A 20,655-nucleotide genomic window follows, 5' to 3' on the forward strand; every position below is an offset into this window, starting at 1 on the left:
ATCCCCAGGAGCGGTCCGATCGGGATACTACTAATGACATCCTTGCCGAAGAACGGTTTCAACATCGACCTTTCCGGTTCGTGGCAGCTTGCCTCCGTCGATGGCGAGATCCGCACTGCGATCATTCTGCCGGGCGACGTGCACACCGCGCTCCATCGCGCAAGCCTGATCCCCGATCCCTATTTCGGCCGCAACGAGGAAAAGGTGCAATGGGTCGCCGAGCGCGAATGGGCGGTCGAGCGCAGCTTCACGCTTCAGGAGGTCGAGGGCGACTGGTATCTCGATATCGATTATCTCGACACGGTCGCCAGCGTTCACGTCAACGGCTTCCTGGCGCTTGAGGCCGACAACAGTTTCCGCCGCTACCGGCCTGATGTCTCCAGCATGCTGAAAGCAGGCGACAACAGCATCCGCATCGTCTTTGCCTCCAGCGTCGCCGTCGCTGCTGCGCGGCAGAAGCAGCAGCCCTTCTACATTCCCTACAGCACCGGCAATTCGCCGATCCCCGACGGCAACATGCTGCGCAAGCCGCAATGCCATTTCGGCTGGGACTGGAACATCGCCATTGCGCCGCTCGGCCTTTACGGCACGATCGCGCTGAAAAAGCTCGAGACCGCGCGCATCGAGCATGTGGTCACCCGTCAGACCCACAACAATGACGGCTCGGTCGATCTCAAAGTGACGGCGACGCTGTTTTCCAAGGGGCCGAGCATTGCCCAGGTCTATTTCGAACTCGACGGCGAGCGCGTGCGCCTGGATGTCGGCGTCAACGGCGAGAGCCATGTCAACCACCTCTTCCATATCGACAATCCGCGCCTCTGGTGGCCTTCCGGCAGCGGCGAGCAGGCGCTCTACAGGCTGTCGGTCGAAACGTCGACGGATGAGGTGATCAAGCAGATCGGCCTTCGCACCGTCGAACTGATCACCACGCCGGATGCATCAGGCAGTCGCTTCGCTTTCAAGGTCAACGGCCATGAGATCTTCTGCCGCGGCGCCAACTGGATCCCGGCCGACGCGCTGTTTTCGCTGTCTTCGCCTGAGAAGACCGAGGATCTGCTGCAATCGGCCAAAGCCGCCAACATGAACATGATCCGCGTCTGGGGCGGCGGCTTCTACGAGCAGGATCATTTCTATGATCTCTGCGACCGGCTGGGTCTCATGGTCTGGCAGGACTTCATGTTCGCCTGCAACCTCTATCCCTCGACCGAGGACTTCCTCGACAATGTGACGATCGAGGTCGATTACCAGGTGCGCCGGCTCTCCTCGCATCCGTCGATCGTGCTCTGGTGCGGTGATAACGAGCTGGTGGGCGCACTCACCTGGTTCGAGGAATCCCGCAAGGATCGCGACCGCTATCTCGTCTCCTACGATCGCCTCAACCGCACCATCGAGCAAGCGGTGAAGAAGGCGCTGCCCGGCGCGCTCTGGTGGCCGTCGAGCCCGGCCTCCGGCTATCTCGATTTCGGCGATGCCTGGCATGCCGACGGATCCGGCGACATGCATTACTGGTCGGTCTGGCACGAGAACAAGTCGTTCGACAATTACCGTTCGGTGCGTCCGCGCTTCTGCTCGGAATTCGGCTTCCAGTCCTATACGTCGCTGCCGGTAATCAAGACCTATGCCGAGGAGAAGGACATGAACGTCGCTTCCCCGGTGATGGAGCTGCACCAGAAGAATGCCGGCGGCAATGAGCGCATCGCCGGCACGATGTTCCGCTATTTCCGCTTCCCCAAGGATTTTCCGAACTTCGTCTATCTCTCACAGATCCAGCAGGGACTCGCCATCAAGACGGCAGTGGAATACTGGCGGTCGCTCAAACCCCATTGCATGGGCACGATCTACTGGCAGCTCAATGACACCTGGCCGGTCGCCTCCTGGTCGAGCCTCGATTATGGCGGCCGCTGGAAGGCGATGCACTATCTCGTCAAGCGCTTCTTCCAGCCTGTCGCGGTCGCCGCCATTCCTTCCGACGACGGAAAGACGATCCGCTTCTCGCTGGTCAACGACACGCTTGCCGATGTCAGCATCGACCTTTCGATCTCGCTGCTGACGATGAAGGGCGAACGGCGGCACCTCAAGGACGTGCAGGCCATGTGCTCGCCGGATGCGGCGGTGACGGCCACGAGCATCGACGTCTCCGACATTCCCGACGGAACGCTGCTGGCCTGGCATTTCACCGCGTCTAACGGCACGGGCGGCGAGGGGCACTATGTCAACGGCACCTACAAGGCGTTGGAGCTGGAGCCCGCGGGGCTTACCGTCACCCACGAATATGTCGAGGGGAATGGTTCGGTCGACATCAACGTCACCGCTGGAGGACTTGCGCTCTTCGTGATGATCGAGACCGAGACGGACGGCAAATATTCCGACAACGCCTTCGACCTTGCGGCCGGCGAGAGCCGCCGCATCACCTTTACCCCGGCACGGCCGCTTGATCGCGGCGCGCTTCCGGCGTTCCGGTTCTACGACCTGCATTCCTGCCAGTCGGCGGATTGATCTTGCAAGAATGGGCACGAGGCCCAAGGAGAACATGATGACGAAACTCAGCTATCAGCTTTATAGCGCCCGCAACTTCCAGCCCTATTCTGTGATTTTCGAAAAGCTCGGCAAGGCGGGCTATGCCGAAGTCGAAGGCTTCGGCGGCATTTACGCCGATCTCGACGATGCCGGGCTGAACAGCCTTCGCGCCGACCTCGACAAGAATGGCCTGGTCATGGCGACCGGCCATTTCAGCCCAGACTTCCTGGAGAAGGACGTTCAGAAGTCGCTGAACATTGCCAAGATCCTCGGCATGGATTCGATCTATGCGCCGCATCTGGCAGCTGACCAGCGGCCGTCAGACGCCGCCGGCTGGGTCGCCTTCGGCAAGCGCCTGCAGGAAATGAGCAAACCCTACAAGGATGCCGGTTACGAATTCGGCTGGCACAATCATGACTTCGAGTTCTTCAAGCTGCAGGACGGTTCGCGGCCCATCGAGCGCATCTTCGAAGGCGCACCCGATATTTCCTGGGAGGCCGATATCGCCTGGGTCATCCGCGGCGGTGCCGATCCCTTCGCCTGGGTCGAAAAGCTCGGACCGCGCATCACCGCCGTGCACGTCAAGGACATCGCGCCGGCGGGCGAAGCGACGGATGAGGACGGCTGGGCCGATGTCGGGCATGGCAAGGTCGAGTGGGCGAAGCTGATCACGGCGCTGCGTGCCACAAGGGCGAAACACTTCGTCGTAGAACATGACAACCCCAAGGATATCGACCGCAACATCAGCCGCTCGATTGCATCCTTTCAGACTTATTGAGGCACATCATGACCAGGGAACTTGGCGTCGGCATCATTGGATGCGGCAACATCTCCACCACCTACTTTTCACTGGCGCCGCTCTTCAAGGGGCTGAAGGTGCTGGCCTGCGCCGATATCAACGTGCAGGCCGCCGAGGCGCGCGCCAAGGAATACGGCGTCAAGGCGCAGACGATCGACGCGCTTCTCGCCAATGACGAGATCGACGTCGTCGTCAACCTGACGATCCCGGATGCTCATTTCCGGGTGTCGAAGGCGATCCTCGAGGCTGGGAAACACGTCTATTCGGAAAAGCCCCTAGTGCTTTCGCTCGAAGAGGGCGAGGAGCTTCGGCGCATCGCCAAGGAGAAGAAGCTTGCCGTCGGCTGCGCGCCCGACACCTTCCTCGGCGGCGCCCACCAACTCGCCCGCAAGTTCATCGACGACGGCGGCATCGGCCGGGTGACTTCGGGCGCCTGCTACGTCATGAGCCCCGGCATGGAGATGTGGCATCCGAACCCGGATTTCTTCTTTCTGCCGGGCGGCGGCCCGATCCTTGATCTCGGCCCCTATTACATCGCCAATCTGATCAATCTGATCGGCCCGGTGAAACGCGTCGGCGGCATGACCTCCATGGCGTCGCCGACCCGCACGATCACCAGCGAGCCGCGCAATGGCGAGATCATCCCGGTCAAGACCCCGACGACGATCCAGGCGCTGCTCGAATTCGTCAACGGCGCCACGGTGACGCTGACGGCGAGCTGGGACGTGTGGTCTCACCGCCATGCCAATATGGAGCTCTACGGCACCGATGGCTCGCTCTACGTACCGGACCCGAACTTCTTCGGCGGCGTCGTCGAGGCCAGCGGCCGCGACAAGGACATCAAGCCGCTGGAGGCTTGGGAGCATCCGTTCGGCAAGATCAACCAGGAAAACCCGAACGGCGCGCGCGCCAACTACCGCACCGCCGGCCTTGCCGACATGGTGTCGGCGCTGATCGAAGGGCGCGATGCGCGCTGCTCGCTCGACCGCACGCTGCACGGCGTCGACGTCATGACCTCGATCCTGAAATCGGGCGAGGAGGGCCGTTTCATCGACCTGACGACAACCTGCACGCAGCCGGCCGCCCTCGGTATCGAAGAAGCACAGGCGCTCTTGAAGTAGGTCTGCGAAGCTCTATTGTCGGCGCGGGCGATAGGCCCGCGCCTTTTTACTTCGATCGTTTGTTACGCGCGATTCCTGGGAAAAAGGCTGCATACTTTTCCAGGAATTGCTTTTAAAGGATTGGGATCATGAGCTGGCAACCAGCCGCAGACCGCTATTCGAAAATGAAATATAATCGCACGGGCCGTTCCGGCCTGAAGCTGCCGGCCGTCTCGCTCGGCCTCTGGCACAATTTCGGCGGCGACACGTCGCATGACCGCAAGATCGACATGTGCCGCACGGCCTTCGACCTCGGCATCACCCATTTCGACCTCGCCAACAATTACGGCCCGCCGCCCGGCAGCGCCGAGACCGCCTTCGGCGAGATCCTGCGCACCGAATTTGCCGGGCTTCGTGACGAGCTGATCATCTCGTCGAAGGCCGGTTATGACATGTGGCCCGGACCCTATGGCGAATGGGGCAGCCGAAAGTACCTGATCGCCTCCTGCGACCAGAGCCTGAAGCGCATGGGCCTCGACTATGTAGACATCTTCTATTCGCATCGCTTCGATCCGGAGACGCCGCTGGAAGAGACCTGCGGCGCGCTCGACCATATCGTCCGCTCCGGCCGGGCGCTCTATGTCGGCATTTCCTCCTATAATTCGCAGCGCTCGCGCGAAGCCGCAAAGATCCTGCAGGAGCTCGGCACGCCGTGCCTGATCCACCAGCCGAGCTATTCGATGCTCAATCGCTGGGTCGAAGACGACAAGCTGCTCGATACGCTGGATGAGGTCGGCATGGGTTCGATCGTCTTCTCGCCGCTTGCCCAGGGCATGCTGTCGACGAAATATCTCGGCGGCATTCCGGAAGACAGCCGCGCGGCGCAGAACCACTTCCTCAAGCGCGATTTCATCCGCCCTTCGATCATCGACAATATCCGCAAGCTCAACGGGATCGCCGAAAAGCGCGGCCAGACGCTGGCGCAGATGGCGATCGCCTGGGTGCTGCGCGGCGGCCGCGTGACCTCGGCGCTGATCGGCGCCAGCCGCTCCTCGCAGATCGTCGATTGCGTCAAGGCGCTCGACAATCTCGAATTCACCGTAGAGGAACTTGCCGAGATCGACGTCTACGCCCGCGAGGCCGACATCAACCTCTGGGCCAAGTCGGCCGAACGCGCATAAATCAAGCCGGGCCCGGGGAGGAAACTCTTCCGGGCTCTTTTCTGCTATGATCTGATGTACGTGCAGCAAATAGCACCGATGCTCGGAGGAGACCGTCCATGATCCGCAATCCCATCCTGCCGGGGTTCAACCCCGATCCGTCGATCTGCCGCGTCGGCGCGGATTATTACATCGCCACCTCGACCTTCGAATGGTATCCCGGCGTGCAGATCCACCATTCGCGCGACCTGGTGAACTGGACGTTGGTGCGCCGGCCGCTGGAACGCAGGTCGCAACTCGACATGCGCGGCAATCCCGATAGCTGCGGCATCTGGGCGCCGTGTCTTTCCTATGCCGACGGGCAGTTCTGGCTTGTTTATACCGACGTCAAGCGCTTCGACGGCAGCTTCAAGGACGCGCCGAACTACATCGTCACCGCACCCTCGATCGAGGCCGAATGGTCCGACCCCGTCTATGTCAATTCCTCCGGCTTCGATCCCTCGCTGTTTCACGACGATGACGGCCGCAAGTGGTTCGTCAACATGCAGTGGAACCATCGCACCGAAAGCTACGGCGGCTCGCCGAAGTCACCGGCCTTCGACGGTATTCTGCTGCAGGAATGGGATCCGGCGACAAAGGCGTTGAAGGGGCCGATCAAGAACATCTTCGCCGGCAGCCCGCTCGGCCTCGTCGAAGGCCCGCATCTCTTCAAACGCAACGGCTGGTATTATCTGACGACCGCCGAGGGCGGCACCGGCTACGACCATGCCGTCACCATGGCGCGGTCGCGTGATATCGACGGACCCTATCAGATGCACCCGAACATGCACCTGATCACCTCCAAGGACCACCCGGGCGCGGTGCTGCAGCGGGCAGGGCACGGGCAGTATGTCGAGACGCCCGACGGCGAGGCCTACCACACCCATCTCTGCGGCCGGCCGCTGCCGCCGAAACGGCGATGCACACTGGGGCGAGAGACAAGCCTGCAGAAATGCGTCTGGCGCGACGATGACTGGCTTTATCTCGAAAATGGTACCAGCGTACCTGATGTCGATGTACCCGGTCTCTTCGGCGCGACGCCTGTGGAAAAGCCGATGCGCAGCGAATACAGCTTCGACGGCGGCACGCTGCCTGCCGATTTTCAGTGGCTGCGCACGCCCCAGCCCGAGCGCATCTTCAACCTGACGGATCGTCCCGGCCATTTGCGCCTGATTGCGCGCGAAAGCATCGGTTCCTGGTTCGAACAGTCGCTGATCGCCCGCCGGCAGGAACACCACAGTTTCCGCGCCGAGACCGTGATCGAGTTCTCGCCCGACACCTATCAGCAGGTGGCGGGGCTGACGCATTACTACAACCGGCACAAGTTCCACGCCGTTGCCGTGACGCTGCACGAAACACTCGGCCGCTGCGTGACGATCCTCTCCTGCAACGGCGACTACCCGAACGGACGGCTGAGTTTTCCCGCCGAAAGCGGCGTTTCGATTGCCGCCGAGGGCCGCGTCCAGCTCGCCATGGAAATCCGCGAGAACGACCTGCAGTTCTTCTGGCAGACCGAAGGCAAGGGCGCATGGCAGCCGATCGGCCCGGTCCTCGACGCCGGTGTGATTTCCGACGAGGGCGGACGCGGCGAACATGGCTCCTTCACCGGTGCATTCGCCGGCGTATTTGCCTTCGATACGTCAGGCCGGGCGAAGACTGCTGATTTCGACTGGTTTGTTTATGACGAGTTGTAAGGGCGAGCGACGATAGGACCGAATGCGCCGATCGCCAGCGAGGGGCAACAACGGATAACCCACAAAAAGAAAGCCGGCGCAGGGCCGGCTTAAGACGAACACGGCTGGACAGGGATACTGGCCGGTTCCAAGCACTTCGTAACTGAACAATAACTTTCACTACATGCCGAGGCAGCCAAAAAGAGGCGCAACGAGAACGCCCGGAGACGGCTCCGCAAAGGGATGGGCGGCGGGGGCGGATGCCGGTGCTGGCCTCGACTCTCTTATCGGGCATGAATATCACCGGATGATGACATCTGAGCCCGGCCGCTGCCTTTCTTTTCGCGAGGGGCGGTTCGTCACGAAGCCCGATGCCAACTACCCCGCCCGCGCCAGCGGATTGACAATGTCAGCGGGCGCCCTGTGTTAGTGGGCGCCTACGCTAGCGGGCCAACTATGTTAGCAGTGCGCGAATGCAGTGTTCAGCGCTTAAGGATGTTAAAGCGTTACAAAGGGACTATATAGCGGCCGAGTAACTTCCGAGAATCCTCAAGAGTTCCGCATGGCCCCCATCATTTCCGTTCAGAACCTCACCAAGACCTACGCCAATGGGTTCGAGGCCCTGAAGGGCATCAATCTCGACGTCGAAAAGGGTGAGATCCTGGCGCTGCTCGGGCCAAACGGCGCGGGCAAGACGACGCTGATCTCGATTATCTGCGGCATCGCCAATCCGAGCGGCGGCCGGGTGTTGGTCGCCGGCCACGATGTCGTGAAGGATTTTCGCGCCACCCGCGGAATGATCGGGCTGGTGCCGCAGGAACTGACCACCGATCAGTTCGAGACGGTGTTCAATACCGTCAGCTTTTCGCGCGGTCTGCACGGCAAGAAAGCCAATCCTGCTCACATCGAGAGAGTGCTGCGCGCACTCTCGCTCTGGGACAAGAAGGACAATATGCTGCGCCAGCTCTCCGGCGGCATGAAGCGGCGAGTGCTGATCGCCAAGGCTCTCTCGCATGAGCCGGATATTCTTTTCCTCGACGAGCCGACCGCCGGCGTCGACGTGACGCTGCGCAAGGACATGTGGCATGTCGTCGAAGAGCTTCGGGCCTCCGGCGTCACCATCATCCTGACCACGCATTATATCGAAGAGGCCGAGGAAATTGCCGACCGCGTCGGCGTCATCAACGGCGGCGAACTGCTGCTCGTCGAGGACAAGGCGGCGCTGATGGCCAAGCTCGGTCGTAAGCAGCTCATCCTCGATCTCACTGAACGGCTCGACCGGCTGCCGGATTGTTTTGCCGGCAATGGATTGACGCTGGAGGCTGACGGCAACCGGCTGACTTATGATTTCGACACTGACAACGAGCAGGAAAGTATCGCGGCACTGCTGACCCGGCTCGGCGAGAACAATATCCATTTCAAGGATCTCTCGACGCGGCAAAGCTCGCTTGAGGACATCTTCGTGGCGCTGGTGGGAGCGGACAAATGAACGTCGAGGCCGTCAAATCGATCTATTTCTTCGAGATGGCGCGCACGCGCCGCACCCTGCTGCAGAGCGTCATCTCGCCCGTGATCTCGACATCTCTTTATTTCATCGTCTTCGGCGCCGCGGTCGGCTCGCGCATCCAGGAGGTGGAGGGCGTGTCCTACGGCGCCTTCATCACCCCCGGCCTGATCATGCTGACGTTGCTCGGCCAGTGCATCAGCAACGGCTCCTTCGGCATCTATTTCCCGAAATTCACCGGCACGATCTACGAGGTGCTTTCGGCGCCGGTGGCGATGACCGAGATTTTGCTCGGTTATGTCGGGGCGGCGGCAACCAAGGGAATGATTATCGGCTTCATTATCCTCCTGACCGCCAATCTTTTCGTCGACGTCAGGATCGAGCATCCCTTCATGATGATCCTGTTCTTCCTACTGACGGCGATCACCTTCAGCCTGTTCGGCTTCATGATCGGCATCTGGGCCGGCAATTTCGAACAGCTGAACCTTATTCCCATGCTGGTCGTGCCGCCGCTCACCTTCCTCGGCGGCAGCTTCTATTCGGTCAGCATGCTGCCGCCTTTCTGGCAGGCGGTCAGCCACCTCAACCCGGTGCTCTATCTCGTCAGCGGTTTCCGCTGGAGCTTTTACGGGATCGCCGATGTCAATCCGGCGATCAGCCTGGCGATGATCACGGCCTTCTTGGGCATCTGCCTGGGAACGCTCGCCTGGATATTCAAGACGGGGTATCGGCTGCGCAACTGACCGTTTTCCTGAATGACATCATCGGATTTTTCGATGATGTCATCGATTTCTTCCGTTTTTCTTCCGTTTTGGCCTGGGGCATCTGCTGGTCAGCCAAGAAGGAGACGGCAGATGACGGATATCAGGATCGAAGGCGCGAAGATCATTATTGTTGGCGGCAGTTCCGGCATGGGACTGGCGCTTGCTGCACGCCTACTTGAGGAGGGAGCGTCGGTGACGATCGCGGGACGTAGCGCCGACAGGCTTGCGGCGGCGCGGCGCGATCTCGGCGATCACCCTGGATTGGCGACGCTTGCCGTCGATATATCGCGAGAGGAAGAGGTCGCGGCGCTTTTCCGCAATAGCGATCCCGTTGACCATATCGTCAGCACCGCCGCTGACATCGAAGGCGCCTACCAGTTGCTGCCGTCGATCGAACTTGCGGCGGCACAACGTGTGGTCGAGAGCAAGTTCTATGGGCCGTTGCTGCTGGCGAAATACGGTGCGCCGCTCCTGCCGCTATCAGGATCTATTACTTATACATCGGGCGTTGCGGCCTATCGGCCGGCGGCGCGGGGATCGGTCGTCGCTGCGGTTAACGCTGCGCTCGAAGGCCTGGTCAGGGCGTTGGCGATCGAGCTGGCGCCGATCCGCGTCAACGCCGTGTCGCCGGGATGGGTGGACACGCCGATTTGGAGCTTGGTTGCCGGCGACGCCAAGCAGGCGACGCTTGAGGCCATGGCACAACGCCTGCCAGCCGGGCGTGTCGGCAGGCCCGCGGATATTGCCGATGCGATCCGCTTCCTGATCGGCAACGGCTTCACCACAGGCACTATCCTGCACGTTGAAGGCGGACATCGGCTGGTTTGAGGGGCTGAAGGTTGTCGGACGCTGATGCCAGCAAGAGAGAAAGCGCCGGCGGCTGAACGCGCCGGCGGCGCCACACCATGATCAGCGAAGCGGCAGGTGGATTGCCCGGCCATGGCAGTTCGACGACGTCGTCGCGTGTTGCCGCATGGCCGAGCGCAAGGCGTGGCACAAGGCCGTAACCAGTGCCGGATGCAACGAGGCGGATGATCGTGGCGATGCTGTCGGCCTCAGTGACGATCGGTGGCGTGGCGATGCCGGCGTCGGCAAAGGCGGTCTCGAACAGGTGACGGTAGACGCAGCCGGTTTCGGTGGCGACGAAGGGCGCGTTCTTCAGTGCGGCGAGGCTTGCGGGTGGTCGGGCTTGCAAATCGCGGCCGGCAATCAGCGCCAACTGTTCGCTGCAGATGCGGCGCGTCAAGAAGCGTTCGTCCTGATGCCCGCGATCGAAGGTGAAGGCGACATCGATCGAGCCCTGCTGCAACTGCTCAACCAATTCGCCGCTGCCGCCGACCTTGAGCTTGAGGCCGACGTCTGGGTTCTTCTTGCGAAAGAGTGATAGCCACGGCGCCAGCCTTTCGGCGGCGATGGTTTCGAGCGTACCCAAGGTGATGGACTGTCCAGCGCTGCCGGCTGCAGCACTGACGGCGGCCTTCGCCTCGTCGTTCAGCGCCAGTATCTCTTCGGCATAGGCCTTGAGGACCGCGCCCGCCGGTGTCGGGACCACGCCCTGCCGGGAGCGGAGGAAGAGCTCTGCGCCCAATTCCTCTTCCAGAGCCTGTATCTGGTCGCTGAGGCTCGACTGAGCGAGATTGACCTCGGCGGCGGCGCGCGTCAGATTTTCGTGCCGGATCACCGCAAGGAATGTCTTCAATTGTCGCAGGTTCATGTTGGCTCCGTACGACGCGTGGAGGCGCCTTGACGCAGGATATCAACAAAGCAGAACGTGCTGCAATGCAGGTGCATTTGGCGACGAAGGCTTGTCTTTCCTGCTGCGTGTTGCGCCCGCTTCATCTCAGGCGCTGCTGACGAGCAGAGCGCCTGAGATGATCAGGACGGTACCGGCGGCGAGCCTCATTATGTTGACCTCGGAGGCTTCACCGAGAATGACGGCGCCGATTGCCAGCGTCACCAGCACGTTGCAGCTCCAGATCGGAGCGAGTTTCGAAACCGGGACGCCATAAGCAAAAAGCGCAAAGCTGATGAGGCCGGTGCCGACGGCAAAGCAGGCGCCCGCGATGGCGGCAAAACCGAGACCCTCGGCAGTCCAGGGGGCAGGGCGCCAGATCAGCGCGGCGAGCAGACCGGCGAGTGCGCAGACAGCGCCAAAGGCGATCAGATAGACGGCGGAGCCGGTGGCTGATGTGGCGCTCTGTTTCTGGAAGATGGCAGTGATGCCCCAGAAGAAAGCCGGCAGAACCCCGCCGATGACGATCGGCCAAAGTGAATTCATCGCGAAACTCCTGTCGCACCCATGGATTAAGGCCTCGCCCAAGGCGAAGGCCGGTCGAACATGCGGTGCCACCAGACTACAGCGCCGCGCGTCTTTCAGACGCGCAAAGGACGCTGTAGCACTTTGAATTGCTGCATAGTTCCTGAAATCGATTCCGATTTCAGGAACTATGCAGAGGAAGTTTCTTTTTGCTCTTTGTGGTCTTGTTGTTGCGCTTGAAGCTGACAGATCCGAACGCTGCCGTAAAGCCGCTCCGCCCGTCAAAAAGCGGCACATTGACGGAGTGCGAATTTCTCTCTAGCTGTAGCGGCCATGAAGATCGCAATGGTTCTTGTCGTAGTGATAGAGCGCATGGGCAGGATGGTGTAACCATCCGGCAAACAGCCCCATGCGCGGAATCGAGCTCCTGACGGGGCTTTTTTTATGCCCTGAATTTGGCTGCGCCTCGTCAGATTTCCCACGACATCTCGCTGACAAGACGGGCAAGACCATGACTCGCGACAATGCTGTTCAGAACTCCAGCAGCCGCATGACCGACACGACGGTTGCGACATCGACCGCGGCGGCGCCCCGGCGCACGATCCTCCTCCTGCTCACGGCGCTTTCGGTATTGCCGGTGAACATATATCTGCCGGCGCTGCCGAACATCGCAGCCACGTTCCAAGCCGATTTCGCGCTCGTCAATCTGTCGGTTGCGGGCTATGCGATCGTCAACGCGCTGACAGAGATCGTCGCAGGCGCAATGTCGGATCGATATGGGCGCAGACCGGTCGCACTGATCGCCGTCGCCATTTTCATCGTCGCCTCCGTCGGTTGCGCCCTTGCTCCAAATATCGGCATCTTCCTTCTGTTTCGCGCCATGCAAGCGTCCATCGCCGCATGTTTTTGTGTCGCCCTCGTCGTCATCAAGGAGACGGCGGGCGAAGGTCAGGCCGCCAACAGAATTGGTTACGCCGCCATGGGATGGGCAATTGCTCCCATGCTGGGTCCCACCTTCGGCGGAGCTTTGGACGAGTTGTTCGGATGGCGGTCGATTTTCGTCGCCCTTGCGCTGCTCGGGGCCGCCATCCTCGCGATCTCCATGCGCGAGCTCAAGGAGACCGCCGAACACAAATCGAGATCGAGAGGCAACCATCTCGCCTCCTATGGGCAGCTTCTGGGTTCGGCACGGTTCTGGGCCTATGCGCTGTGCATGGCCTGTTCGACGGGCACTCTCTATATTTTCCTGGGAGGAGCATCGTCGGCCGTTGGCGAGTCGCTCGGCGGATCAAGCGCAAAGCTCGGCTTCTACATGGGAATGATCCCTGCGGGGTTCATTCTGGGCAGCTATCTCGCCGGCCGCTTCACCAGGAACTCGCCGGGCACGACCCTTGTCATTGCGCGCCTGGTGACGTGTATGGGTCTATTGTTTGGGCTTATCTTCTCGATGTCGGGCGCCACCCACGTGCTTGCGTTCTTCGGACCCTGCATATTCATCGGCATCGGCAACGGATTGACCTTTCCCGCCGCCAATCTGGGTGTGATGTCCGTGCGCGGCAATCTCGCAGGCACCGCCGCGGGCCTTGCTGCCGCGATGTCGATTGGCGGCGGAGCACTCATCGCCTCGGTCGCCGGGCTGTTTCTCGGTGGGCCGGGCGCGGTTCACACGCTATTCGGCCTGTTGATGATATCGGCTTCGCTCGCATTGTCGGCAGCGCTTTTCGCGGCACTCGTCGATCGGCGAACGGCTGACAACGGATCGTGAGCGCCTCGGCGCCGGGTTCAATCGCGCATGCGCAGTTCATCGGTCTGCATCTGCAGGGAACCCAGCGTTTCCAGGAAGCTCATGCCGAGCAGGCTCTGGTCGAGCCGGCCGTCCTCGGCGACGCTGGCTGCGACATTGTTGCGGACGATCGGGCCGATCGCCACCTGGTCGAGCGTGACGGGTGCTGCGCGGCCGCGGCCGTTGGCGGTCATGACGGTCATGGAATAGGTGAGGCCGGAGAGATCGATGCCGATCCGCTCGGCATCTTCGCGCGACAGCGCCACCATGCTGGCGCCGGTGTCGACGAGCATCTGGATCGTCTGGCCGTTGACAGCGACATCGGCTTCGAAATGGCCGTTCAGCAGCTTGTGCAGGATGATCTCCTGGCCGCCCTCGCTTGTCGTGACGACGACGGCGTGGCCGGGAACGAGGCCGGCGAGCAGCCTGTTGCCGACGCCGAGCGCCTCCTGGCGATAGAGATAGACGGTCGCGAGCGCCAGGATGATGACCAGCCAGATCATCATCTGGCGCATCGTTTCGCCGACACTGCGCCGGCTGGCCCAGATGCCGGCCGACAGCATCAGCGCGATCGGCAACAGATAGACGACGCGGCCGAAGTCGTCGCTCTGCAGGCCGAGGATATGGCCGCTGTCATTGTTGACGATCAACACGGCAAGGCCGATGCCGATCACGACGAGGAAGACGGTCAAACGGATCATAAAGGCCGCTCCGACCGACTGGCGAGGCTTGTTTCCATATGGTTCGGCACCGCGGCGATGCCTGCAAGCCTTGCCGGCAGCAGCGCCATGATCCGTCTTCGCTCGGCGTCGGAGTAGGTCATCCAGCTGCCAATCTCCTGAAGAGTCCGGCCGCAGCCGGCGCAAAATCCGGCGGAGGGCTCCATGGAGCAGACTTGAATGCAGGGTGTTTGCATGAGCGATATATCGGAGTTTCAAAGAGCGGTGGCAAGAGCGCAAAGGGTGGCGATCTCGCAAATTTGCTGGGTTGCGCCGAGCGTATCGCCGGTGTGGCCGGCAAGCTTGCGGCGGATGAAAACGGTGAAGGAAAGCCCTGCGATCCCGGTGGCGAGCAGGCTTGCGACCAGCGGCCTCAGGCCGAAGGCAGGCCAGATCAGAAGCGCTGCGACGAGGCCGGCCGCGGCGAGCGCAAACTGCATCGCCGCCTCGTCCGGCTGGCCGGTCGAGGCAGCCACGCCATCGGCCTTTGCCGGTGCCAGCCGCTGCCAGTGCCAGGTGATGGCGCCGCGGCTCAGTGCCGCGACGGCGAGAATGGCAAGGGCGGCAGCGAGCGGCGAGGAATGTCGGGCGATGGCGGCAAGCGCGGCTGCGCGGATCGCGAAAGACAGGATCAATGCTATCGCGCCATAGGTGCCGATCCGGCTGTCCTTCATGATGAGGAGGCTCTGCTCGCGGCTCTTGCCGCCGCCGATGCCATCGGCCGTATCGGCCAGGCCGTCCTCGTGCAGCGCACCGGTGACGAGAGCCTGGACGGAAAGCGCGATCAGAGCTGCCATCAGCGGGTCGGCCCTGAGCGCCAAAAGCAGGAGGAGGGCGAGCCCGGGGGCGAAGCCGATGACCAGGCCGGCGAAGGGAAAGGCGCGCACCAGCCGGCCGAGCCTGCCGTCATAGCCTTTGAACAGCGATTGCGGCATCGGAATGCGGCTGAGGAAGGCGACGGCGCGGGCGGTGTCGACCGCATGGTCCTTGATCTTCATTCTGCTTCGTTCTGCCGGAGGTTTCGGCTTATGGTCGCGGCGGCGCTTTTGGAGTTGTTCGCCTCGTCCGCCCGCTTTAAGAGAGTTGCCACCCGCAAGGAAGCTGATTTGCGTGGAAAAGACAAGAATACCGGATTCATAGGAAAACCGCACAGATGAGCGTTTCAGGCCTGCCGTTCGACGATTTCCGTACCCTGCTTCGTGACCTGCCAGGCCCGGATGCCCGCGCGCTGGTGGCGGCGCGCGAACGCGACGCGCAACTGACCAAGCCGCCGGGCGCGCTTGGACGGCTTGAGGAGATCGCCTTCTGGCTTGCCGCCTGGACGGGCCGCACACCTGCCGTCAACCGGCCGCTGGTGGCGATCTTTGCCGGCAATCACGGCGTCACCAGACAGGGCATCACGCCCTTTCCGCCCGCGGTGACGCAGCAGATGGTCGAGAATTTTGCCGCCGGGGGGGCTGCGATCAACCAGATCTGCGTTGCCTATGATCTCGGGCTGAAAGTCTTCGATCTGGCGCTCGATTATCCCACCGGAGACATCACCGAAGAGGCCGCACTTTCCGAGCGCGATTGCGCCGCGACCATGGCCTTCGGCATGGAGGCGATCGCCGGCGGCACCGACCTGCTCTGCATCGGCGAGATGGGGATCGGCAATACGACGATTGCGGCGGCGATCAATTATGCGCTTTACGGCGGTTCGGCACGCGACTGGGTGGGACCCGGCACCGGTTCGGAAGGCGAGATGCTGGAGCGCAAGATCGCGGCGGTGGAAAAGGCGGTGGCGTTGCATAGCGACCATCTCGATGATCCGCTGGAGATCATGCGCCGGCTCGGCGGCCGCGAGATCGCGGCGATGGCCGGCGCCATTCTTGCCGCCCGCATGGAGCGCATTCCCGTGCTGATCGACGGTTATGTCGCAACCGCGGCGGCAGCGATCCTGAAGGCCGCCAATCCGTCCGCACTCGATCATTGCCTGATCGGCCATGTCTCCGGCGAGCCAGGACATCTGCGCGCAATTGAGATGCTCGGCAAAACGCCGCTTCTGGCGCTTGGCATGCGGCTCGGCGAAGGCACCGGTGCGGCGCTCGCCGCCGGTATCGTCAAGGCGGCCGCCGCCTGCCATTCCGGCATGGCGACCTTCGCCCAGGCGGGTGTGACCAACAAGCATTGAGGCCGCGGCCGGTGCCGCCGATCCCGCGGTCGGCGCGGCCGATCCGCCCGCCTTTGCTTGCGCCGCCCAAGGGGATTCGGTATTTGCGTATTCGCTCATCGAAGGGGAGACGGCAAGCTTTCCCGGGTCTGTGACGCAACGGCAAGAGGAGAGGGTGTCTTGACGAAGCCTGCGGTGACGAAAGAGACCGGATTTCGGCATTTTTTCGCCGCGGCCAGCTACTCCTGGGCGGGCTTCCTGCGGGTGCTGAAAGAGGCGGCCTTCCGCCAGGAGCTTGGTTTCTTCGTCGTTTCGATCACAGCGCTGGCGCTCGTTGGTGCAAGTGTCGGCGAGATCGTCGTCGCGGTGCTTCTGTTTCTCGCACTCTTTTCGATGGAGGCGATGAATACCGCCGTCGAAGAGGTGATCGACCGGATTTCGCCGGAGATTTCCATCGTCGGCAAACATGCCAAGGATCTCGGCTCTTTCGCGGTAAGCTGCATGATCGCCGCCTGCTGCCTCTATCTCGGCTTCGTTCTCGGCAAGCACCTATTCTTTAGCTGATTCAGGCAAAACTCTTGCGCTTGCGCGCGACGGCCTGGGCCTCCTCGACGGCTGGCAGGCTCTGAAGCACGCGTTTGGCGGGCAGGATGGCGATGACCTCGGTGCCCTCGCGCAGCTTCGATTTCAGCAGGAACTGTCCGTCATGCTTGGCAAGGATCGCCTGGACGATCGGCAGGCCGAGACCGGTACCCTGTTCGGCGCTCTTGATGGCAATCGAGCCCTGGCCGAAGGCCGACAGGACGACGGGGATCTCTTCTTCCGGAATGCCGGGGCCGTTGTCCTTGATCGAGATGTACTGACCGCCGCCGGCCGTCCAGCCGACCTTGACATGGATCTCGCCACCCTGCGGCGTGAATTTGACGGCATTGGAGAGAAGGTTGAGCACCACCTGGCGCATCGATTTTTCATCCGCCCAGATGGCCGGCAGCTGCCGCTCGAACTGGTCCGAAATGGCAATATTCTTGCCGCGGGCGCGCAGCTGGACCATGCCGATGCAATCTTCGGTGATATCGAGAAGCGAGATCGCCTCCTCGCTCAGCTCGTATTTGCCGGCTTCGATGCGCGACAGGTCGAGAATCTCGTTGATCAGATCGAGCAGATGCTGGCCGGAGCGGTGGATATCGCCGGCATATTCCTTGTAGGTCGGATTGGCGAGCGGTCCCATGACTTCGGCCGACATCACCTCTGAGAATCCGAGGATGGCGTTGAGTGGGGTCCTCAGCTCGTGCGACATGGAGGCAAGGAAGCGGGACTTGGCGAGGTTCGCCTCTTCGGCGCGGCGGCGAGCCTCGTCCGACATCGATTTCGCCACCTCGAGCTCGGCGATCAGGTCGTCCTTTTCAGACTGGTAGGAGAGGATCCTGAGGTTCGACTTGAAGAGCCGGTCGCTGATATAGTTGAAGAAGACGAGAGTGGTGGTGAAGAGCCCCGTCAGGCTGATTTCGAGGAAGTCGCGCGACAGGCCGCTCTTGGCGGCGAGCGCCAGGACCGCCGGCGAGAAGGCGGCGAGCACGGCAGGCGTCAGCATGAAGTTCGACATCGCCGTGACGGAGAGCGCGATCAGCAGCGTGGCGCCCTTATAAAGAATGAAGCTCGACGGCTCGCAAGTGTCGCAGCCCTGCAGGGCGAAGACGGCCCAGCAGCAGCCGAGAAGGAACTGGCCGAGCAGCAGCATGCGGCGCCATTTGCGGGCGCTCTCGGGGGTGATTTCCTGCCGGCGCGCGCGCCGTGCGAGCAGGATATTGCCGGTGTGACAGGTGAGCGTCAGCAGCGCCCAGAAGAGCAATTGGGTGTTCTGGGTGAAATAGACGCCAAGCGCGGTGATGATGACAACAAACAGCGGCATGATCGTCGCGCCCTGCAGCATCGACGTCACATACATCTTGAGCACGTCACGGTCGAAGGAGGAATTGGACGCATGACCGGACTGAAGACGTTCGCGCGTTTGCCGCACGGCCTTGGAAACGGCCTTGTTGCGGTGGCTGCGCGACCTGTCGACGATGATCTTGTCGGTCGATGTGCTTACGCCGGTACTCATGTGCACGTTGAAACTTCATCCCAGGGTGGATAAGAGCTTAACCGGCAATTCTTAAGAAGATGTTTGCCATCTTTGCCAAGGATTTGTTTTTTAAGGAGGCAAAAGCGTGACACGGGGTCTGCGCCTGATTCGCGACGGCGTGACCGCTTTTGCCCTGCTGGTGCTCGTGGCGCTGATCGCCGCCAAGCTCAACGACGCAGCAAAGATCGAGCATATGGGTGCTTTCCACGCGGCCGACGGTGACAGTCTGACATTGGGAGCCGAACGTTTGCGCCTCGAAGGCATCGATGCGCCGGAACTCAATCAGAGCTGCCAGCGGGCAGGGAAGGCTTGGGCCTGCGGCCGGTCGGCGCGCGAGGCGCTGCAGGACATGATGCTGGCATCCGGAACGCTGTGCCAGGGCAGCCGGCGCGACCGCTACGACAGGCTGCTCGTCGTCTGCCGGAGCGAAGCGGACGGTGACATCAATGCCGCCATGGTGCGGCGGGGCATGGCCATCTCCTATGGCGGTTATGCTAAAGAAGAGGCCGAGGCGAAGGCTCGGAAGGCGGGCCTCTGGGCCGGGACCTTCGAGCGGCCGCGCGATGTGCGCGACCATGCGCGCCACAGTTCCGGTTTCGACGGCGTCCTGCGCTTCATCGGGCAGATTTCCGGATGGGAGTGAAGCCATGAACGATGAAGCCACGCTGGAGACGTTGCGGCGGGAGATCGCGTCCTGCCGAATCTGTCGTGACACGCCGGCGAAGGGGCCCGAATACCGGCTGCCGCACGAGCCGCGGCCGGTGGCGGTGATTTCGTCGAGCGCGCGCATCCTGATCGCCGGACAGGCGCCGGGACTTCGGGTGCATGAGAGCGGCCTGCCGTTCGACGATGCTTCCGGCGACCGGCTGCGGTCATGGCTCGGCGTTGACAGGGCAAGCTTCTACGACTGCGACCGATTCGCCATCGTTGGTATGGGCTTCTGTTTTCCTGGCTACGACGATAAGGGTGCCGATCTGCCGCCGCGGCGCGAATGCGCGCCGTTCTGGCGGCAAAGAGTGATCTCGGCCATGCCGCAGATCGAACTGGTGCTGGTCATCGGCCAATATGCGCAGGCCTGGCATATGACCGGTGGAAAGCGGGGCAATATGACCGAGACGGTGCGGGCGTGGCGTGACGGTCTTCTGTCCGGCCGATCGCCGACGGTGCTGCCGCTGCCGCATCCGAGCTGGCGTAACAGCGGGTGGCTGAAGCGCAATCCCTGGTTCGAGAAAGAATTGCTCCCGGTCTTGCAGGATCGGACGAAAAAGCTGCTTTCCTGAAACAAAATTCTTTTCGTCGCGCGGAATCGAGTTATACAAAGAAAATAATTCGAAAGGACTGTTGTGCGCATGGACCGCCTCGACCGAAAAATACTGCGTCTTCTGCAAGAAGATTCGACTCTTGCCGTTGCCGATCTCGCCAAGAAAGTGGGGCTCTCGACGACGCCATGCTGGCGGCGCATCCAGAAGATGGAAGAAGACGGCGTCATCAAGCGCCGAGTCGCCATCCTCGATCCGGAGAAGGTCAACACCAAGGTCACCGTCTTCGTGTCGATTCGCACTGCCACCCATTCGATCGAATGGTTGCGGCGCTTTTCCGAGGTGGTCGCCGAATTCCCCGAAGTGGTCGAATTCTACCGGATGAGCGGCGATGTCGACTATCTCCTGCGAGTCGTCGTGCCCGATATCGCCGCCTATGACGCCTTTTATAAGCGGATGATCGCCAAGATCGAGATTCGCGACGTCTCATCGGCCTTCGCGATGGAGCAGATCAAGTATTCGACGCAACTGCCGCTCGACTACATGATTCTCGAGAATGCCAAGTCCAACGAGGATTGAGTCTCCCGGCGCGATCGCCGATCGCGTGGGAAAGCGATAAGTTGCAACAAAGCGAGTCGTGCGGTCCGAGACCGCACGCGACATGCTCGATCGCACGCCGATTGCGGCCTGCTTGAGGCAGGCCCCGCCACATTTAAGTATACTCGCTCGGTAAGAGCTAAGAGTAAGACAATGTGGCTTCGGACTGCACAAAACCCCCAAAAATAGCAAAAAACGCCCAAATCGTGCTGG

At 61.7% G+C, this 20,655-nt stretch carries 20 protein-coding genes; 14 read left to right on the top strand and 6 right to left on the bottom strand.

All coding sequences use genetic code 11. The annotated features are described in order from the left end of the window. Positions 1 to 33 precede the first annotated feature (33 nt). The 8 genes from FHX10_RS05330 to FHX10_RS05365 all read left to right on the top strand — a co-directional run bounded on the left by FHX10_RS05330 (position 34) and on the right by FHX10_RS05365 (position 10,384). Positions 34 to 2,496: a beta-mannosidase gene (locus FHX10_RS05330; RefSeq protein WP_063475052.1), complete on the top strand. Its 2,463-nt coding sequence runs from the start codon at positions 34 to 36 to the stop codon at positions 2,494 to 2,496. Between the two features lie 37 nt (positions 2,497 to 2,533). Then, positions 2,534 to 3,295, top strand: coding sequence for a sugar phosphate isomerase/epimerase family protein (locus FHX10_RS05335; protein WP_063475051.1), 762 nt, complete (start codon positions 2,534 to 2,536; stop codon positions 3,293 to 3,295). Positions 3,296 to 3,303: 8 nt separating this feature from the next. Beyond that, complete coding sequence (locus tag FHX10_RS05340) at positions 3,304 to 4,437, top strand: Gfo/Idh/MocA family protein (RefSeq protein WP_063475050.1); 1,134 nt, start codon at positions 3,304 to 3,306, stop codon at positions 4,435 to 4,437. 128 nt (positions 4,438 to 4,565) lie between these two features. Further along, positions 4,566 to 5,597 carry an L-glyceraldehyde 3-phosphate reductase gene (gene mgrA / locus FHX10_RS05345; protein ID WP_063475049.1) on the top strand — a complete coding sequence of 344 codons (1,032 nt, stop codon included), beginning with the start codon at positions 4,566 to 4,568 and terminating at the stop codon, positions 5,595 to 5,597. A 98-nt stretch (positions 5,598 to 5,695) separates the two neighbouring features. Next, positions 5,696 to 7,309, top strand: a complete 1,614-nt coding sequence (locus tag FHX10_RS05350; RefSeq protein ID WP_063475048.1) for a glycoside hydrolase family 43 protein — start codon at positions 5,696 to 5,698, stop codon at positions 7,307 to 7,309. 541 nt (positions 7,310 to 7,850) lie between these two features. Beyond that, positions 7,851 to 8,777, top strand: coding sequence for an ABC transporter ATP-binding protein (locus tag FHX10_RS05355; protein WP_063475047.1), 927 nt, complete (start codon positions 7,851 to 7,853; stop codon positions 8,775 to 8,777). Beyond that, positions 8,774 to 9,535 carry an ABC transporter permease gene (locus tag FHX10_RS05360; RefSeq protein ID WP_063475046.1) on the top strand — a complete coding sequence of 254 codons (762 nt, stop codon included), beginning with the start codon at positions 8,774 to 8,776 and terminating at the stop codon, positions 9,533 to 9,535. The genes FHX10_RS05355 and FHX10_RS05360 overlap by 4 nt, the downstream gene beginning before the upstream one ends. 111 nt (positions 9,536 to 9,646) lie before the next feature. Next, complete coding sequence (locus FHX10_RS05365; RefSeq protein ID WP_047610228.1) at positions 9,647 to 10,384, top strand: SDR family oxidoreductase; 738 nt, start codon at positions 9,647 to 9,649, stop codon at positions 10,382 to 10,384. Here FHX10_RS05365 and FHX10_RS05370 read toward each other — a convergent pair. Both FHX10_RS05370 and FHX10_RS05375 read right to left on the bottom strand, forming a co-directional pair. Next, a complete protein-coding gene (locus tag FHX10_RS05370) occupies positions 10,347 to 11,270 on the bottom strand; it encodes a LysR family transcriptional regulator (RefSeq protein WP_063475045.1) in 924 nt (307 codons plus the stop codon). The genes FHX10_RS05365 and FHX10_RS05370 overlap by 38 nt on opposite strands. 126 nt (positions 11,271 to 11,396) lie before the next feature. Further along, a complete protein-coding gene (locus tag FHX10_RS05375; RefSeq protein ID WP_063475044.1) occupies positions 11,397 to 11,834 on the bottom strand; it encodes an EamA family transporter in 438 nt (145 codons plus the stop codon). Between the two features lie 490 nt (positions 11,835 to 12,324). Between FHX10_RS05375 and FHX10_RS05380 the strand changes: the two genes are divergently transcribed. Beyond that, the gene (locus FHX10_RS05380; protein ID WP_097622391.1) at positions 12,325 to 13,578 is read left to right on the top strand and encodes an MFS transporter; all 1,254 of its coding nucleotides are present in this window, start codon (positions 12,325 to 12,327) and stop codon (positions 13,576 to 13,578) included. 17 nt (positions 13,579 to 13,595) lie between these two features. On the opposite strand, the gene FHX10_RS05385 is transcribed toward FHX10_RS05380, so the two are convergent. Genes FHX10_RS05385 through FHX10_RS05395 form a run of 3 tightly spaced genes read right to left on the bottom strand, consistent with a single transcriptional unit; the run spans position 13,596 to position 15,313 of the window. Continuing rightward, positions 13,596 to 14,297, bottom strand: a complete 702-nt coding sequence (locus FHX10_RS05385) for a TIGR02281 family clan AA aspartic protease (protein WP_047610219.1) — start codon at positions 14,295 to 14,297, stop codon at positions 13,596 to 13,598. Beyond that, positions 14,294 to 14,512 (bottom strand): DUF1289 domain-containing protein, encoded by a 219-nt coding sequence (locus tag FHX10_RS05390; protein ID WP_063475042.1) that lies wholly within the window; start codon positions 14,510 to 14,512, stop codon positions 14,294 to 14,296. The genes FHX10_RS05385 and FHX10_RS05390 overlap by 4 nt, the downstream gene beginning before the upstream one ends. Before the next feature lie 18 nt (positions 14,513 to 14,530). Continuing rightward, complete coding sequence (locus tag FHX10_RS05395) at positions 14,531 to 15,313, bottom strand: adenosylcobinamide-GDP ribazoletransferase (RefSeq protein WP_047610214.1); 783 nt, start codon at positions 15,311 to 15,313, stop codon at positions 14,531 to 14,533. A 155-nt stretch (positions 15,314 to 15,468) separates the two neighbouring features. Between FHX10_RS05395 and cobT the strand changes: the two genes are divergently transcribed. Both cobT and FHX10_RS05405 read left to right on the top strand, forming a co-directional pair. Then, positions 15,469 to 16,485, top strand: a complete 1,017-nt coding sequence (cobT, locus tag FHX10_RS05400) for a nicotinate-nucleotide--dimethylbenzimidazole phosphoribosyltransferase (RefSeq protein WP_047610212.1) — start codon at positions 15,469 to 15,471, stop codon at positions 16,483 to 16,485. Between the two features lie 159 nt (positions 16,486 to 16,644). Then, positions 16,645 to 17,028 carry a diacylglycerol kinase gene (locus FHX10_RS05405; RefSeq protein WP_047610210.1) on the top strand — a complete coding sequence of 128 codons (384 nt, stop codon included), beginning with the start codon at positions 16,645 to 16,647 and terminating at the stop codon, positions 17,026 to 17,028. Between the two features lies 1 nt (position 17,029). On the opposite strand, the gene FHX10_RS05410 is transcribed toward FHX10_RS05405, so the two are convergent. Then, on the bottom strand, positions 17,030 to 18,565 hold the full coding sequence (locus tag FHX10_RS05410; protein WP_063475041.1) for a sensor histidine kinase: 1,536 nt from the start codon (positions 18,563 to 18,565) through the stop codon (positions 17,030 to 17,032). A gap of 106 nt (positions 18,566 to 18,671) precedes the next feature. Here FHX10_RS05410 and FHX10_RS05415 point away from each other — a divergent pair, with 106 nt between their 5' ends. From FHX10_RS05415 to FHX10_RS05425, 3 genes are all read left to right on the top strand, one after another. Further along, positions 18,672 to 19,229: a thermonuclease family protein gene (locus FHX10_RS05415; RefSeq protein WP_097543688.1), complete on the top strand. Its 558-nt coding sequence runs from the start codon at positions 18,672 to 18,674 to the stop codon at positions 19,227 to 19,229. A 4-nt stretch (positions 19,230 to 19,233) separates the two neighbouring features. Further along, positions 19,234 to 19,866, top strand: a complete 633-nt coding sequence (locus FHX10_RS05420; RefSeq protein WP_184389125.1) for a uracil-DNA glycosylase family protein — start codon at positions 19,234 to 19,236, stop codon at positions 19,864 to 19,866. 69 nt (positions 19,867 to 19,935) lie between these two features. After that, positions 19,936 to 20,424, top strand: coding sequence for an Lrp/AsnC family transcriptional regulator (locus tag FHX10_RS05425; RefSeq protein ID WP_004678404.1), 489 nt, complete (start codon positions 19,936 to 19,938; stop codon positions 20,422 to 20,424). The last annotated feature ends 231 nt before the right edge of the window (positions 20,425 to 20,655 follow it).

Source organism: Rhizobium sp. BK591, from assembly GCF_014195045.1.
Classification (GTDB): Bacteria; Pseudomonadota; Alphaproteobacteria; order Rhizobiales; family Rhizobiaceae; genus Rhizobium; species Rhizobium anhuiense.